Genomic DNA, 14,618 nt, shown 5'->3' on the forward strand with positions numbered 1-14,618 from the left:
TGTGGCGTGGTGCCGGCGGTGTTGTATCATTTATATAAAGGTCATAATTTTAGCGAGATAAAAATATTGCACGCTTTGGCAACGGCCGGATTGTTTGGCAACATCGTGAAGCAAAACGCGTCTATATCGGGAGCAGAGGTAGGCTGCCAAGGTGAGGTTGGTGTGGCTTGTGCTATGGCCAGCGCGGCTTCGTGTCAGCTTTTCGGAGGTAGTCCGTCGCAGATAGAGTATGCCGCCGAGATGGGATTGGAGCACCATTTGGGCATGACCTGCGACCCGGTCTGCGGTTTGGTACAGATACCTTGTATCGAGCGCAATGCTTTTGCGGCTTGTCGGGCGCTCGATGCGCAGCTTTACGCCTCGTTCTCTGACGGTCAGCATCGGGTTTCATTTGACAGAGTGGTGGATGTGATGAAGCAAACGGGGCATGACATTCCCTCTTTGTATAAGGAAACGAGCGAGGGCGGATTGGCTAAAGATTTCTTGCGGTAAGCGATATGCAGGAGAGTTATCGGCATATACTTAAATATATAGGAGTCTTTGGTGGTGTGCAGGGACTGACCTTGCTGCTTGGCTTGGTCAGGAACAAGGTCATAGCCGTGTTGCTGGGGCCGGCCGGTGTAGGGTTGTTGTCGCTGTGTAATTCGTTGGTTCGTTTGTTATCCGACGTAGGTGGCATGGGAGTAGCCGTCAGCGGCACTCGTTTTGTGGCGGAACGGCAGACCAAGCGTGAGCAAGGTGAGGCCGTGGCTGTCATTAGGCAATGGGCTTTGTTGGCCGCGTTGAGCAGTTTGGTGCTGACTTGTGTGTTGAGCTATCCTTTGAGTTTGTGGGTTTTCGGAGACGGATGGCATGTGTTGTCTGTCTTGTTGCTGGCTCCGGCCGTATTCATGACGATATTGGCAGGCGGTGAGTTATGTGTGCTGAAAGGGTTGGGCTATCTCCGTTGGTTGGCTTTGTCCTCCGTATATTCCGTGGTAGGTGTTCTCTTATTGACAGTACCCTTATATGTCGTTTTTGGAATTGAGGCCATCGAGCCTTCTATCATGGTGGCGTCGTTGTGGAATCTTTGCGCTGTCGTGTTTTATTCTCACAAGGCTGCACCTTGGGGCGGGTATGGTCAGTGGAGGATTTTCCGGAAATACACAAGCGTTTTGCGGCTTGGTGGCGCTTTTGTTGTGGCAGCCTTGTTTGGCAGTCTTACGGATATGCTGTTTCGTTCGTTCCTGAATGTGACAGATGGCCCGGGCGTTGTGGGAATTTACAATGCAGGGTATATGTTGTGTATGACGCTTGCCGGAGCCTTTTATTCTTCAATGGAAACGGATTATTATCCCCGTCTTACGCGCGTAAATCGGGTGGGAGTGGAGTTTAACGGCGTGGTGAATCGGCAGATAACACTTACTTTGCTTGTGGTTACACCCGTGCTTTGGGCTTTTATTGTTGGTGCGCCATTGCTGATACCTTTATTATATAGTGGTAAGTTTGTTGAGGCCATTTCTTTTGTAAGGTGGGGAATGGTGGCCATGAGTCTCCGTGGTGTTACGCTGGCACTTGAGTATATAGCTTTATCTCTTGGTAAATCAAAAAGTTATCTGTTGATAGAGGGTGTTAGTTATAGTGTGCTTTTGCTTAGTATGATTATCGGATATGAACTGTATGGAATCGAAGGTGTCGGAATGGGAATGCTCGTTTCGGGTGGATTGGAGTTGTTGTTTGTAGTGCTTTATGTTGGTAAGAAATTCCAATATATCCCCGCAATGGACGCAAGTTTGATATTTGTATTCCAATTTATTATTGGCTTGTCGGTAGCTTGCGTCTCGTTGTTGGTAGGAGGAAAGGGTTATTGGTTGTTAGGCGGTGGACTGTGCGTGATGAGTGTCTTGGTATCAGTAGTTGCTTTTGCGACGCTCGTTTCTCACAAAAAAGATAGTGCCTAACAAGGTACATAGGAGTGGAAGTGGCAAAAGAAAACTGTTTTTTGTCAGTCCCGTCATGTAAAAAAGCCCCATGAGTATTACCCCTATGTAAACGAGCGGTAAGCCAAGCCAATATTGAATTTTATTCTTCATGCGTGTGGATGATTTGTGGTTGCAAAGTTAGTAAAACTCGCCAATATCATTCGTTATGGCCATTGAAATAACTACTTTTTAATGTAAAATAAGTTAAAACTTCGGAACCGTAGATGTACGGCTTCTTCTTTCTCAATAAAAAAAGGTACCTTTGCACCGCATTTGTAAAAATGTAATTTAATTTTTTAATATTTATTTCTAAATTAGTATGAATCAATACGAAACCGTTTTCATTTTGACTCCCGTTTTGTCTGATGAACAGATGAAGGAAACGGTCGCTAAATTCAAGAAGCTGCTCACCGATAATGGTGCTGAAATTCTGAATGAGGAGGCTTGGGGACTGAAGAAGATGGCTTACGCTATCGACAAGAAATCCACGGGTTTTTACACCTTGTTGGAATTCAAGGCTGAGCCATCTATCGTAAACACTCTCGAGACTGGCTATCGCCGCGATGAGAAAGTAATTCGCTACATGACTGTACGTCTTGACAAGTATGCTGCTCAATATGCTGAGAAGCGTCGTAACAAACTTGGTAAAAAAGAGGAGGCTTAAATTATGGCAGAGCAGAAAAAATCAGAAATTCGTTATTTGACAGCTCCTTCTATCGATACAAAGAAGAAGAAGTACTGTCGTTTTAAGAAGAGCGGAATCAAGTATATCGACTATAAGGATCCTGAGTTCCTCAAGAAGTTCTTGAACGAGCAGGGTAAAATCCTTCCCCGTCGTATCACTGGAACATCTTTGAAGTATCAGCGTCGTGTGGCTCAGGCTGTAAAGCGTGCCCGCCAGATTGCACTGCTTCCTTATGTAACCGATTTGATGAAATAATTAAAGAGGAGGATACACAATGGAAATTATACTGAAAGAAGATATTATCGGACTTGGATACAAGAATGATATTGTTAATGTAAAGAATGGTTACGGTCGTAACTATTTGATTCCTACAGGTAAGGCTGTTATCGCTTCTCCCAGCGCAAAGAAGATTTTGGCTGAGAACTTGAGACAGCAGGCTCACAAGTTGGCTGCTCTTAAGGCTGAAGCTGAGAAGAAGGCTGAGGCTCTCAATGGCGTAGCTTTGGAAATTGTTGCCAAGGTTGCCGTTACAGGTCACCTTTATGGTTCTGTTAATGCTGCTACTGTAGCAGAGGAACTCGCAAAGAAGGGCATTGAAGTTGACCGTAAGATTGTTACCATGCGTGACATCAAGAAGGTTGGCGATTATGAGGCTGTAGTTCATTTCCATAAGGAAGTTGAAGTAAAAGTTCCCGTAAGAGTTGTTGCAGAGAATGCTCCCGTAGCAGCACCGGTAGAGGAAAAAGCTCCGGTTGTAGAAACTGAGGCTGTAGCTGAAGAGGAAACTCAGGAGGCTTAAATAAAAAGTGATATTTTTAGCACTGTAAAGCAAATCTATATAAAAATCCCTTTTGCCATCATGGCAATTGGGATTTTTTTTTTATCTTTGCTGATATTTACTAACAATGAATTAATTTAAAATTATGAAAGCTTTTGTATTCCCGGGCCAAGGTGCACAGTTCGTAGGTATGGGTAAGGATCTTTATGAGCAAAACCCTTTAGCCAAAGAGTTGTTTGATAAGGCCAATGAAGTCCTTGGTTTTGATATAACAAGTATAATGTTTGCCGGTACGGCAGAAGAACTTAAGCAAACTAAGGTTACACAGCCTGCCGTTTTCTTGCATAGTGTTATCTCCGCGTTGTGCATGGGTGATGATTTTGCCCCTGAAATGGTGGCAGGTCACTCTTTGGGAGAATTCTCCGCATTGGTAGCGGCTGGCGCTTTGAGCTTTGAAGATGGTTTGAAATTGGTTCATGCCCGTGCCCTTGCGATGCAGAAGGCTTGTGAGGTTGCTCCCGGTACGATGGCAGCTATCATCGGTTTGGCTGACGAGAAAGTAGAAGAGATTTGTGCTTCTGTTTCAAAGGAGGGTAGCGTTGTTATCCCAGCAAATTATAACTGTCCCGGCCAATTGGTTATCTCGGGTAATGTAGAAGCTATTAATGAGGCTTGCGAGAAGATGAAGGAAGCCGGTGCTAAGCGTGCTTTGCCATTGCCGGTAAGCGGTGCCTTCCATTCACCATTGATGCAACCGGCCAAGGATGAGTTGCAGGCTGCCATTGAGCAGACTACCTTTAAGGCTCCCGTTTGTCCTGTATATCAGAATGTGGATGCGAAACCTTATACCGATCCGGTTGCTATCAAGAACAATCTTATTGCCCAATTGACCAGTTCTGTACGCTGGACGGATTCGGTGCAGCACATGATTGCTGATGGTGCCGATGACTTTACAGAGTGTGGACCGGGCAAGGCGCTGCAGGGAATGATAGGAAGAATTGACAAAACTGTAGCTGTTCACGGAATAGAATAAATGATTATATACCAAGTTCTCCCCCGACTTTTCGGCAATCGTTGTACGAATCGGGAAGTAGGAGGGACTATCCAGCAAAATGGATGCGGAAAATTGAACGACTTCAATGTGCAAACATTGAAGTCGATTCGTGATTTAGGGGCTACTCATCTTTGGTTTACGGGCGTTATTCGCCATGCCACGACCACTGATTATTCAAAAAATGGTATTCCCACTCAGCATGCGGAGGTCGTCAAAGGGAAAGCCGGAAGCCCGTATGCGATAGTAGATTACTATGACATAGATCCCGATTTGGCTACAGATGTGGACAAACGGATGGATGAATGGCAATCGCTTATCAAGCGGACGCATAGAGTGGGGATGAAGGTTATCATGGATTTTGTCCCTAATCATGTAGCACGTGAATATCATTCTATATGCAAACCTTTAGGGGTAAAGGACTTAGGAGAGGCTGATAATCAAAATTTGCATTTCTCATTAGACAATAACTTTTATTATTGTTGGGACCAACCATTAGATCTTAGTCGAATTGTGGCGTCAAAACAGTCATACGAAGAGAAGCCGGCAAAGGCTACCGGAAATGATTGTTTTGATAATAGGCCCGGCATGTCAGATTGGTATGAGACCGTAAAACTAAACTATGGTGTCGATTATTGTCATGATCATAGGCGATCGTTTTCGGCAACTGATATTCCCGATACATGGATAAAAATGCTGAATATTCTGACATTTTGGGCTGCAAAAGGAGTAGATGGCTTCCGATGTGACATGGCCGAAATGGTGCCGGCTGAGTTTTGGGAATATGCAATTGAGAAACTGAAAGGCGATTATCCTGATATTATCTTCATAGGCGAGGTGTATGATCCCGGCCAGTATCGTAGATATATATCTTCAGGCTTTGATTATCTGTATGATAAAGTAGGCATGTATGATTGCCTGCGCGGCATTGTCGCGGGTTATCGTTCGGCCGGTGAAATAACGAGTCAGTGGCAGTCGACAGATGATATAGCCACTCACATGCTGTATTTCTTGGAGAACCATGACGAACAACGCATAGCCAGTTCGTTTTTTGCAGGTGACCCTTGGAAAGCTATTCCGGCTCATATCGTGAGTTGTTTGCTGCGAACCAATCCCTATATGCTTTATGCCGGTCAGGAGTTTGGCGAAAAGGGAATGGACGCCGAAGGCTTCAGTGGTTTGGATGGTCGGACAACCATCTTTGATTATTGGAGTCTCGATACTCTACAGCGGGGCTATCTTCATTCTGAAAGCACAGAGGAGGAGACAGCACTCCGTGATAAGTATCAGCAAATTATGCACATAGCGCAGGATGAAAAGGCCATTTGTAAAGGTTCGTTCTTTGATCTCATGTATGTGAATCATGCCTTGTGTCAAAAGCAGTATGCGTGGTTACGGAAAGATGGAGAAGAAGTCATCCTTTTGGTAGTCAATTTCTCCGGTGAAAAGGTGGTGCGAAATATCTCCATCCCGCAGCATGCCTTCGATGTGTTGGACTTGAGAGAAGGTACTTTTGACGCCGTTGAATTGTTGACCAAGCAGCCTATGACGCTTGAAATGAGCAGTGATGTCCCTGTTCAAGTGGAGGTCGAGGCTTATGATGGCGTTGTTATCAAGTGGCAACAGCATTGATATAAGACTTACTGATAGGGCTTTGCCCCTTGTACCTATAAACAATTAGAGGGTGTGATTGATTGGTCACACCCTCTAATTGTTTTATAGAAATAAATCCTTATTTACTCTTTTACGAGCATTTATCTATTACCTTATGTTTCGTTCGTTCAATGCCTTTGTGTATTTAGCGGCATTGCGCATGTGCTCTTCGTAGGTGACGGCGAAATTGTGCGTGCCACTGAAGTCCTCTTTCGCACACATATAGAGGTATTTATGGTGTACATGATTCAGCACGGCGTCGATTCCCGCAACTGATGGAATGCGAATGGGACCCGGTGGCAAGCCCGTGTTCCTATAAGTGTTATAAGGACTGTTAATGCTTAGCAAGTTGTTGTAGATACGTTTCAACTCAAATTTTTTCCATGCGAATTTGATGGTTGGGTCGGCCTGCAAGGGCATTCCATTCGGGTATTCCGCGTCGCGGAGCATGAGGCGATTGTAATACATTCCGGCAATCATAGGCTTTTCTACGTCGTTTGCGGTCTCTTCGTCTACGATACTGGCCAGCGTGATGACTTGGTTAGGCGTGAGATTCATTTCCTCGGCTTTGCGAGTGCGTTCAAAATTCCAGAAAGTCCGACTTTCTTTTTGCATGCGCTCCATGAATTTCTCAAACTTTATATTCCAATAAACGTCGTATGTATTGGGAATAAACAAGCAAAGAACTGTAGTGGTGTCGTATCCGAACTTTTGGCAAAAGTCTTGATTGTTCAAGGCATTGGCAATCTCAGCGCTGTCTATCATCAGTTTCTTCGAGAGCTCTGCGGCTAATTTGTTGGCTGTTCTTACGCTGGGAACCGTGAGATTGACCGGTGTCTGCATGCCATTCTTCAAATGTCGGAACAAGCTAAAGGCTCCCTCATTGGGTGCCAATGCGTAGCGACCGGTTCGGATATTGTTTTTGTAAGTACAATGTCTTACGAGTGTCCGATAGCCGGTGAAGCCATGGTCATTGGATACGGCTTTTACCTTGCTGTAAACAGAGTCTATATTGTCATTGGAATCAATGTAAAGATACTGCGTCTTTCCTATGGCGTTCATCGAAGAAAAGAAATAATAATATATCAGAGCCACAGCAATGAACATGCAACAGATGGTTGCGTAAAGGTATTTGTTTCTGGTTTTCTTATCCATAATTACCCATTTAAAAACGGCTGCAAAGGTAATATTAAATCTTGTGAGAGCAAAATATATTTCGTAAATTTGCTTCAAATTAGCTGGTAATCATGATTTATAAATACAGTACTTATATTTTTGATTTAGACGGAACCTTACTCGACTCCTTAACCGATTTACACCTGAGTTGTAATTATGCGTTGAAGACGTGTGGAATGCCCGAGCGTACGTACGACGAAGTACGAATGTTTGTGGGCAATGGCGTGAAAAAGTTAATGGAAAGGGCTGTTCCCGATGGTTTGGAAAATCCGAGATTTGAAGAGGCTTACAGCCTTTTTCGACAGTATTATCTACAGCACAATCTTGACCATACGCACCCATACCCCGGTATCATGGATATGTTGCGCACCCTGAAAGCCCACCATTGCAAGGTGGCCATAGTCAGCAATAAGTTTTATAAAGCCACGCAAGACTTGGCTCTTCATTTTTTTGACGGTCTGATAGACGTGGCAATAGGAGAGCGAGAGGACATTCGTAAGAAGCCGGCGCCCGACACCGTGGTAGAAGCCATGCGCCAAATAGGAGTCGATAGGGAGGAATGTGTCTATATAGGCGACAGCGATGTGGATATTGAAACGGCCCAAAATAGCGGCATGCCCTGCATTAGCGTGTTGTGGGGATTCCGTGATAAGGATTTTCTCACGGCTCACGGTGCAACCGATTTTGTGTCGACACCGAGTGACATTACCACTTTGTTTTAAACGGCAGTTCTTCTCTCATTTTATTATTATAAGAAAAGAGAAGGACTGTTGGTTTATGCGCAATATCATTTGCCGGTTCTTTTGTCAGCTCAAAGCTACTGTTTGGTCTTGTAAAAGCGCCACGATGAGTGGGTCAAAGGGCTGCTGTTGTCGTCCCAAAGCAGTGCTTTTATGCGGGCGTTTGCGATCATTTATAAAATATGAGCGTCAGAATAAGCTATTTAGTTTGGTAATCAATTAGTTATATTGAATACCTAAAAAGAACCGGAGACCTATTTTTTTAGGTCTCCGGATGATAGGATAGGTGCTAATAAGATCGTTCTAAAGTTTTGGCGACTTATTTTCTTAAGTCTCCATTCTGATAAAATTGGAGCATGTCGAGATTGAGTATCGTCATGTATTTGCTCTGCAACTCATTTTGACGTGCCTTAAGAAGATTGTCCTTGCCGGTGCGTAGCTCTACGATATTCTTGAGTCCTAAGCGAAATTGCTCATTGAGCAGTTCGTAACTGGTCTGTGCGCTCTCCGCACTTACTTTGGCTGCCTTGAATTGGTTTTGGTTAGTCACGGCTTGAAGCCAGTAGTTTTCTATCGTAGAATAGAGCCCCGTCTGCTCGTTCTTCAAGTCTAATAAGGTGCTTTCACGCATCAGCATGGCTTTGTTGACTGCGGTTTTGGAGGAACGATTGTCGAAGAGTGGAATACTGACGCTGATTCCTGCCCCTGCGGAGAAATTGGTCTTGAGCTGTCGCGTCCAGTTTTGGTTATTCATAGAGGTGGTGTTGGTAGATACGCCGGCATTGACACCAACGGTCGGGAGCTTCTGTGCCTTAGCTATCTTTATCTGTATTTCACTTTGGTTGATGATGTTTTGATAGGCTTGTAGTTCAGGTCTATGGTCCAAAGCGGTCGTATAGACGCTATTGAGCGCGGGGATTTCGCGGAGCGCCAATTGGTCAGAAGTTTCGGGAAGTGTTACGTTAAACTCTTCATCATCAGTGATTTGCAGCAATTGTTTTAACTGACGCTTATAATTCTTTACAGCGCTTTCAGCCGCCACTACGTTGTATTCGTCCTGCGCCCGTTGGGCGGTGAGCTGTGCTAAATCGGCCTTGCTCATCTTGCCTATCCTGACCATTTCCTGCCCACGCAGCTCATTCTGCGTGCTGCTTTCCAAGCTCTCCTTGTTCACGTTGATGGCTTCGGTAGAGTAGAGTATCTGAATGTAGAGTTGAGTTATCTGCTCCTGAATGTTATTGGCTGTCGTCGCGGAGTCGAGAACGGCCTTTTCCTCGATGAGCTTGTTCAGCTTCACAGTGTTATGATTGCGATTGCCATTCCATACCGTCCAGCTTCCGGCCACGCTGTAAGAGCCGTTGTAATAAAATTTATCTATCGAACTGCGGGAATAACCGTCGCTGCTGATACCCGTGGCTATCCACGGTGTGTAATTAAAATTTTGACTCGTAGAGAAGCTGAGGTTAGGGAGTAGGGCCGATTTGGCTTGTAAGAGGTCCTCGTGCGAGTTTCTCTTTTGAAGACGTTGCTTCTGAAGCGAAATGTTGTTTTGTAACGCATAGTTGACGCAGTCCTGCAATGACCAATCACGGGCGGTGCTCTCAAGAGTCGGAAGCGTGAGGGCAACGCTTAAAAATAATGTAGCAAATGGCTTTCTCATAAGAATAATCTTTTTCTGTTTTGAGGTTATCAGCCCGTCATCTTGACATTTTCAGGCTGATAAAAAAGAGTCATACTTCAACAAAAGTTTATCGTTAGATGGCAATGGGGCTTGAAAAGGCTATCAAAACGCTTAATCTTAACAAATATTTTAAGAAAATATAGGGATATTAACTTAATACAATGGTTTGGAGCTTATTATGGAATAAAAAAGCAATCTCTATGTAAGAGATTGCATTCTTGCTATATATTTCCCGAGGATGTCAAATTCCAAGTTGACGATACTTCCTACTTGAATGTCGCGAAAATTGGTATTCTCACGGGTGTAGGGGATAATTGCCACTTTGAACGTGTTTTGTGTAGGTTCGCACACTGTGAGTGATACGCCGTTGACCGTGACACTTCCCTTGTCGACCGTGAAGTAACCCTTGCGTGCCATTTCCTTATCGAGTTTGTATTCAAAGGTGAAGTAGGTTGAGCCATCAGCGTCTTCCATTGCCACGCATTGGGCAACTTCGTCCACATGGCCCTGAACAATGTGGCCATCAAGCCTGCCATTCATTTTCATGGAGCGCTCTACGTTCACTTTGTCACCGACTTGGAGCAATCCCAAGTTAGAGCGATCGAGTGTTTCCTTCATGGCCGTTACGGTGTAGTCGCTGCCGTCTAATTTCACCACGGTGAGGCAAACGCCGTTATGAGCGATACTTTGATCAATCTTTAACTCCTGCGTGAACGAACATCTTAGGGTGAGGTCAATATTTTCTTGTGACTTATTGATGGCCACAACGGTGGCCATTTCTTCTACAATACCACTGAACATAGCGTTATTCTTTTAAGAAATTAATAAAAAAGGCAGGAACCTTGAGGGAATCCTGCCTATGTAAAAAGGGGTTGCTCAGTGATGTGATGAAACTCCGAGCAATACATGTTTTGAGAGCTCTCAGTTTCTGTAATCCACTGGCCGACGTATGTCGACTTAGCTACAAAGAGTTTATGTGGCCCGCCATAGACGTAAGAAGCTTTCTCGGTGTTCAATATTATTTGATGAGTATCCCGATCGAACCGACACAACCCCTAATGTTTTAACTCATTTGTATTGCAAAGATAGAGCGTTTTTCGATTACTTCCAAACATTTTGTCTTATTTTTTGATTTTAAGGAAGCCTATTCGGTGGCTTACATGTCGCTTGTTGAGGGTGCGTACTTGATAGATACCATCGGTTAAAGAGCTGATGTTCAGCGTGTCGCCCTTTGCGGGAAGGGTTAGGATAATTTGTCCGGTCAGGCTGGTGATGAGGATAAATTCGGCGTCGGCCTGCTTCGTGTAGTCGGGCAGGAGCAGTTGTTTGCCGTTGTGAGGAAGCAGTCCTTGGGTGGGCAAAGGGTGGGAAGTCGTTTGTGGGTTGATGTCGAAGGGGGTGCTTTCGTTGCCATAGCGGTCCATTCGAGTTACGGCATAGAAGTGCCCATCGTTGGGAAGTATCTCGTTGCCGGCTTGGGTCTTCATTAAGTGAAGGCCTTGGCTAATATCTATAGGCCACGTTTTGGAGGCATAGAGGTTATAAGTGAACCGGTCATTATGGGGCATTGATAGTTTGATAACTTGATTGTCATGGGTAATACCAATACTTTGGGGCACGGTAGGCTGTTCTCCGGAGGCCCAAGTCATAGGTGGAATGAGGGCAGGAGAGGCATTGAAGAGGTCCGTAGTGAAGCTGTATATTCCTTTCACGTTATCGGTGAAGAACTTACTTCTGAAAAAGGCGTGCCCCAACTGATAGTTTCGGGAGACTGCCATTTCGCGGGTTATGGACTCAAGATTCCAATTCTTCTCCTTAGGCGACATGAAATAAATGCCCAATCCCGGGACAACGATTCGTCCGTTTGACTGCTCTTTCCAATCAATGGCAAAGGGAAAGAAGTTGTTATCCTTGAAATACATCATCGGAAAGAGCTCATCCATGAGTCCCTCCTTGAGCCATCCTTGCGCGTCTTGACAAACTCGGGTATAGGCGTTCCAGCCATGGCTCCAGTATCTACTTAGGTCATCGGCCTTGCCAATGGGCGAACAACTCATCTTGATCCATGGCTTTCGGGCTTTTACTTTACTGTGGATTTTCCTTACAATGTTGGTAATAAACTGCCGTCCCTGCGTGTTTGACACTTTGATAGGCCATGTCTCCGGGTAACGAATGTAGTCTAAATGAATGCCGTCTACGTCGTAGTTGCCGGCTATTTCCTCACAGATATTGGCCAAATAGTCGCCGGTAGCCCCTAATTCAGGATTCATATAACCTTCATCGCCTATCTTACGAAGCATGCCGGGATGGGATTGGCGCAGTCGCTTGCTGCTCATGGTATTCCATTTGCCTATGGGTATGGTGACAACCCATGCGTGGAGCTCCATTCCTCGCTTATGACATTCGTCAATGGCAAAGGCAAGTGCGTCGTAGCCGGGTGACACGCCGGGCTTCCCACTCAGGCAACCATCCCAAGGCTCATACCGTGATGGGTAAATCACGGTGCCGCGGATACGTGTCTGCAATAGGATGGTATTGATACCGGCCTTTTGTAATTTGTCGAGAATCGTGGTCAGTTCTTTTTGTTGAACTTGAATGGAACGTGTGGATTGGGCATAGTTGTGTGGCCAGTCTATGCCGCCGATAGTGGTGAGCCAAACAGCTCTTACCTCATGCTTTGGGGGCTGAAGTGAGGAGAAAGACGAAAGAGAGGATTGGGCTGGGCAAAGGGTGAAGAATAAACTGATAAAGAGGGACAAGAAAAGTCTCATGCGTGATAATATTTATTGCTTAAACCTTGTTTTCATTATGAAAATATGTGACAAAGATACTTATTATTTATAAGAATGTGCTATCTTTGCAAATAAAACTTTCCCAATTATGAAAAAGAAATTATTAATGCTTGTAGCGGCTATGCTGTTTGCTGTATCGGCAAATGCGCAGTTTGAAAAGGATAAATTATATGTAGGTGGTTCATTGACCGGGCTCAATCTTAGTTATAGCGGATCTACCGATTTGAACCTCGGACTTCAGGCTCATGCGGGTTATATGATTGAAGATGATATGATGGTATTGGCCAATGTCGAGTTGCAACATAATAATCGGTCAGGTTCTCATGACAGTTTTGTGGCAGGCGTAGGCGGACGTTATTACATTGAGCAGAATGGTATTTATTTGGGTGCGAACTGCAAGTTTATCCATGCCAATAAGAATTATAATGATATTATGCCGGGCGTGGAAGTGGGCTATGCCTTCTTTTTGAGCCGTACGGTGACGGTAGAGCCTGCAATCTATTATGACCAGTCATTCAAGAATCATAAAGATTATTCAACGATAGGCCTTAAGATTGGGGTTGGTATTTATCTTTAATTGATGGATAAATATCCTTCAGCATTATTGGAAAAGGCGGTTAGCGAATTTGCGAAGCTGCCGGGTGTGGGGCGCAAGACAGCATTGCGCCTTGTGCTTTTTATGCTCAAACGCTCGGAAAATGAGGTCGACGCATTCTCTGAAGCGATACTTCGGGTGAAACAGGATATAAAATATTGCAAGGTTTGTCATAACATTTCCGACACGGATGTGTGTCCTATCTGTGGCGATAAGCGCAGGGATGGCAGTGTGGTCTGTGTGGTGGAGAATGTTCAGGACGTGATGGCCATAGAGAATACGCAGCAGTTTCGTGGCCTTTACCATGTGCTTGGTGGCGTTATTTCGCCAATGGACGGAGTGGGACCGGGCGATTTGGAGATCGATTCTTTGGTCGACAGAGTTGCCGAGGGGCAGATAAAGGAAGTGATCTTGGCCCTGAGTTCAACGATGGAAGGCGATACGACGAGCTTTTATATCTCCCGTAAGCTATCTTCTTTTGGTATCAAGATGAGTGCCATAGCCCGAGGAATATCGGTTGGCAATGAGCTGGAATATACGGACGAAGTGACTTTGGGGCGTTCTATATTGAACCGTACGCCGTTCCAAGGGTAAGGTGTTGAGGCGTTGGTTTTGATGATTTCCTCACGATTTGATAAGATATGAATTATGAATAAAACCGTAAGATTGTTGAAGTGGGCTTACTATATTCCTATATTATTAGGCTTACTGATGATCGTTTTGTTTGAAAGTAATGTTTTTCCGGTAGGAATTTGGGTATCGGAAGAGCACGAGGTGGTCGAATTCTATTTGGAAATCACCATGATGTTATTGGCTGTTTGTTTGATTCCCGTGGCTTTGAAGCTGTTGAAGTTTTCTTCTGTGGCACGGAAGATTGCCGAAGACACCGGCGTCGATTATCCGGTATATCGCAACTACTCCTTGTTTCGTATATTGGTATTGGGCGGAATGATGTGCGATAATCTTTGCTTGTATTATCTCTTTATGAATGTTCGCTTCGGTTATTTAGCCATCATCTTCTTCCTTTCTTCTATATTTATAGCGCCTACGGTGTCTCGTTTTAAGTCGGAATTGAATCTGTAATATAAGGCATGTCTGTGCCTATGTCATGAAGAAAATAAGTGTTATAGTCGTCAGTTTCAATGTAAAGCCCTATGTAGAGCAGTGTATTCTTTCGTTGCGGAAGGCTTTACGGGAAATTGATAGCGAAGTGATTGTCGTAGATAATTGCTCGACCGATGGAACTGCCGGCTATATTTCTTCGCGTTATCCGGATGTTAAAGTATTGAGAAATCACGTTAATTGTGGCTTTTCCAAGGCTAATAATCAAGCTATAAGAGTATCGGATAGTGAGTATGTCTTGCTACTCAATCCCGATACCTTGGTCAGTGAGGATGCGATTTCCGGATGTTTGGCCTTCATGGACCGGCAGAAGGATGCGGGGGCGGTTGGGCTGAAGATGTTGCAGGTGGATGGTGTCAAGGCGCCGGAGTCCCGTCGTGGCTT

At 44.8% G+C, this 14,618-nt stretch carries 16 protein-coding genes; 12 read left to right on the top strand and 4 right to left on the bottom strand.

Features of this window, described 5'->3' with window-relative positions:
* The 7 genes from VIR50_RS09810 to VIR50_RS09840 all read left to right on the top strand — a co-directional run.
* A partial coding sequence (locus VIR50_RS09810) for an L-serine ammonia-lyase, iron-sulfur-dependent, subunit beta (RefSeq protein ID WP_331934951.1) occupies window positions 1-492 on the top strand: 492 nt, incomplete at its 5' end.
* A gap of 5 nt (window positions 493-497) precedes the next feature.
* Entirely contained in the window at window positions 498-1,940 is a 1,443-nt protein-coding gene (locus VIR50_RS09815; protein WP_331934952.1) for an oligosaccharide flippase family protein, read from the top strand.
* A gap of 340 nt (window positions 1,941-2,280) precedes the next feature.
* Window positions 2,281-2,625 carry a 30S ribosomal protein S6 gene (gene rpsF, locus VIR50_RS09820; protein ID WP_331934953.1) on the top strand — a complete coding sequence of 115 codons (345 nt, stop codon included), beginning with the start codon at window positions 2,281-2,283 and terminating at the stop codon, window positions 2,623-2,625.
* Between the two features lie 3 nt (window positions 2,626-2,628).
* Entirely contained in the window at window positions 2,629-2,901 is a 273-nt protein-coding gene (rpsR, locus tag VIR50_RS09825; protein WP_107580800.1) for a 30S ribosomal protein S18, read from the top strand.
* 19 nt (window positions 2,902-2,920) lie between these two features.
* Window positions 2,921-3,445 (top strand): 50S ribosomal protein L9, encoded by a 525-nt coding sequence (rplI, locus tag VIR50_RS09830; protein WP_331934954.1) that lies wholly within the window; start codon window positions 2,921-2,923, stop codon window positions 3,443-3,445.
* Between the two features lie 124 nt (window positions 3,446-3,569).
* Window positions 3,570-4,457: an ACP S-malonyltransferase gene (fabD, locus tag VIR50_RS09835; protein WP_331934955.1), complete on the top strand. Its 888-nt coding sequence runs from the start codon at window positions 3,570-3,572 to the stop codon at window positions 4,455-4,457.
* A complete protein-coding gene (locus VIR50_RS09840) occupies window positions 4,458-6,107 on the top strand; it encodes an alpha-amylase family glycosyl hydrolase (RefSeq protein WP_331934956.1) in 1,650 nt (549 codons plus the stop codon).
* Window positions 6,108-6,236: 129 nt separating this feature from the next.
* Here the strand turns inward: VIR50_RS09840 and mltG are convergent, their stop codons facing one another.
* Window positions 6,237-7,283 carry an endolytic transglycosylase MltG gene (mltG, locus tag VIR50_RS09845; RefSeq protein WP_331934957.1) on the bottom strand — a complete coding sequence of 349 codons (1,047 nt, stop codon included), beginning with the start codon at window positions 7,281-7,283 and terminating at the stop codon, window positions 6,237-6,239.
* A gap of 92 nt (window positions 7,284-7,375) precedes the next feature.
* On the opposite strand from mltG, the gene VIR50_RS09850 reads away from it, so the two are divergent.
* Window positions 7,376-8,026 carry an HAD family hydrolase gene (locus tag VIR50_RS09850; RefSeq protein WP_331934958.1) on the top strand — a complete coding sequence of 217 codons (651 nt, stop codon included), beginning with the start codon at window positions 7,376-7,378 and terminating at the stop codon, window positions 8,024-8,026.
* A gap of 337 nt (window positions 8,027-8,363) precedes the next feature.
* Here the strand turns inward: VIR50_RS09850 and VIR50_RS09855 are convergent, their stop codons facing one another.
* The 3 genes from VIR50_RS09855 to VIR50_RS09865 form a co-directional block, all read right to left on the bottom strand.
* Window positions 8,364-9,704, bottom strand: a complete 1,341-nt coding sequence (locus VIR50_RS09855; protein WP_331934959.1) for a TolC family protein — start codon at window positions 9,702-9,704, stop codon at window positions 8,364-8,366.
* A gap of 219 nt (window positions 9,705-9,923) precedes the next feature.
* Window positions 9,924-10,526, bottom strand: a complete 603-nt coding sequence (locus VIR50_RS09860; RefSeq protein WP_331934960.1) for a riboflavin synthase — start codon at window positions 10,524-10,526, stop codon at window positions 9,924-9,926.
* Window positions 10,527-10,846: 320 nt separating this feature from the next.
* Window positions 10,847-12,496: a glycoside hydrolase family 10 protein gene (locus VIR50_RS09865; RefSeq protein WP_331934961.1), complete on the bottom strand. Its 1,650-nt coding sequence runs from the start codon at window positions 12,494-12,496 to the stop codon at window positions 10,847-10,849.
* A gap of 109 nt (window positions 12,497-12,605) precedes the next feature.
* Between VIR50_RS09865 and VIR50_RS09870 the strand changes: the two genes are divergently transcribed.
* The 4 genes from VIR50_RS09870 to VIR50_RS09885 form a co-directional block, all read left to right on the top strand.
* Window positions 12,606-13,094, top strand: a complete 489-nt coding sequence (locus VIR50_RS09870) for a hypothetical protein (RefSeq protein WP_331934962.1) — start codon at window positions 12,606-12,608, stop codon at window positions 13,092-13,094.
* A 3-nt stretch (window positions 13,095-13,097) separates the two neighbouring features.
* Entirely contained in the window at window positions 13,098-13,706 is a 609-nt protein-coding gene (recR, locus tag VIR50_RS09875) for a recombination mediator RecR (protein WP_331934963.1), read from the top strand.
* A 54-nt stretch (window positions 13,707-13,760) separates the two neighbouring features.
* On the top strand, window positions 13,761-14,195 hold the full coding sequence (locus VIR50_RS09880) for a hypothetical protein (RefSeq protein WP_331934964.1): 435 nt from the start codon (window positions 13,761-13,763) through the stop codon (window positions 14,193-14,195).
* Window positions 14,196-14,220: 25 nt separating this feature from the next.
* A partial coding sequence (locus VIR50_RS09885) for a glycosyltransferase family 2 protein (protein WP_331934965.1) occupies window positions 14,221-14,618 on the top strand: 398 nt, incomplete at its 3' end.

Source organism: Prevotella sp. (genome assembly GCF_036570325.1).
In the GTDB taxonomy this organism is placed as follows: Bacteria; Bacteroidota; Bacteroidia; order Bacteroidales; family Bacteroidaceae; genus Prevotella.

Excerpts from the sequence above, each read along its gene's own strand:
- VIR50_RS09815 (WP_331934952.1), top strand. The coding sequence starts at position 498 with ATGCAGGAGAGTTATCGGCATATACTTAAATATATAGGAGTCTTTGGT.
- rpsF (WP_331934953.1), top strand. The coding sequence starts at position 2,281 with ATGAATCAATACGAAACCGTTTTCATTTTGACTCCCGTTTTGTCTGAT.
- rpsR (WP_107580800.1), top strand. The coding sequence starts at position 2,629 with ATGGCAGAGCAGAAAAAATCAGAAATTCGTTATTTGACAGCTCCTTCT.
- rplI (WP_331934954.1), top strand. The coding sequence starts at position 2,921 with ATGGAAATTATACTGAAAGAAGATATTATCGGACTTGGATACAAGAAT.
- fabD (WP_331934955.1), top strand. The coding sequence starts at position 3,570 with ATGAAAGCTTTTGTATTCCCGGGCCAAGGTGCACAGTTCGTAGGTATG.
- VIR50_RS09840 (WP_331934956.1), top strand. The coding sequence starts at position 4,458 with ATGATTATATACCAAGTTCTCCCCCGACTTTTCGGCAATCGTTGTACG.
- mltG (WP_331934957.1), bottom strand. The coding sequence starts at position 7,283 with ATGGATAAGAAAACCAGAAACAAATACCTTTACGCAACCATCTGTTGC.
- VIR50_RS09850 (WP_331934958.1), top strand. The coding sequence starts at position 7,376 with ATGATTTATAAATACAGTACTTATATTTTTGATTTAGACGGAACCTTA.
- VIR50_RS09855 (WP_331934959.1), bottom strand. The coding sequence starts at position 9,704 with ATGAGAAAGCCATTTGCTACATTATTTTTAAGCGTTGCCCTCACGCTT.
- VIR50_RS09860 (WP_331934960.1), bottom strand. The coding sequence starts at position 10,526 with ATGTTCAGTGGTATTGTAGAAGAAATGGCCACCGTTGTGGCCATCAAT.
- VIR50_RS09865 (WP_331934961.1), bottom strand. The coding sequence starts at position 12,496 with ATGAGACTTTTCTTGTCCCTCTTTATCAGTTTATTCTTCACCCTTTGC.
- VIR50_RS09870 (WP_331934962.1), top strand. The coding sequence starts at position 12,606 with ATGAAAAAGAAATTATTAATGCTTGTAGCGGCTATGCTGTTTGCTGTA.
- recR (WP_331934963.1), top strand. The coding sequence starts at position 13,098 with ATGGATAAATATCCTTCAGCATTATTGGAAAAGGCGGTTAGCGAATTT.
- VIR50_RS09880 (WP_331934964.1), top strand. The coding sequence starts at position 13,761 with ATGAATAAAACCGTAAGATTGTTGAAGTGGGCTTACTATATTCCTATA.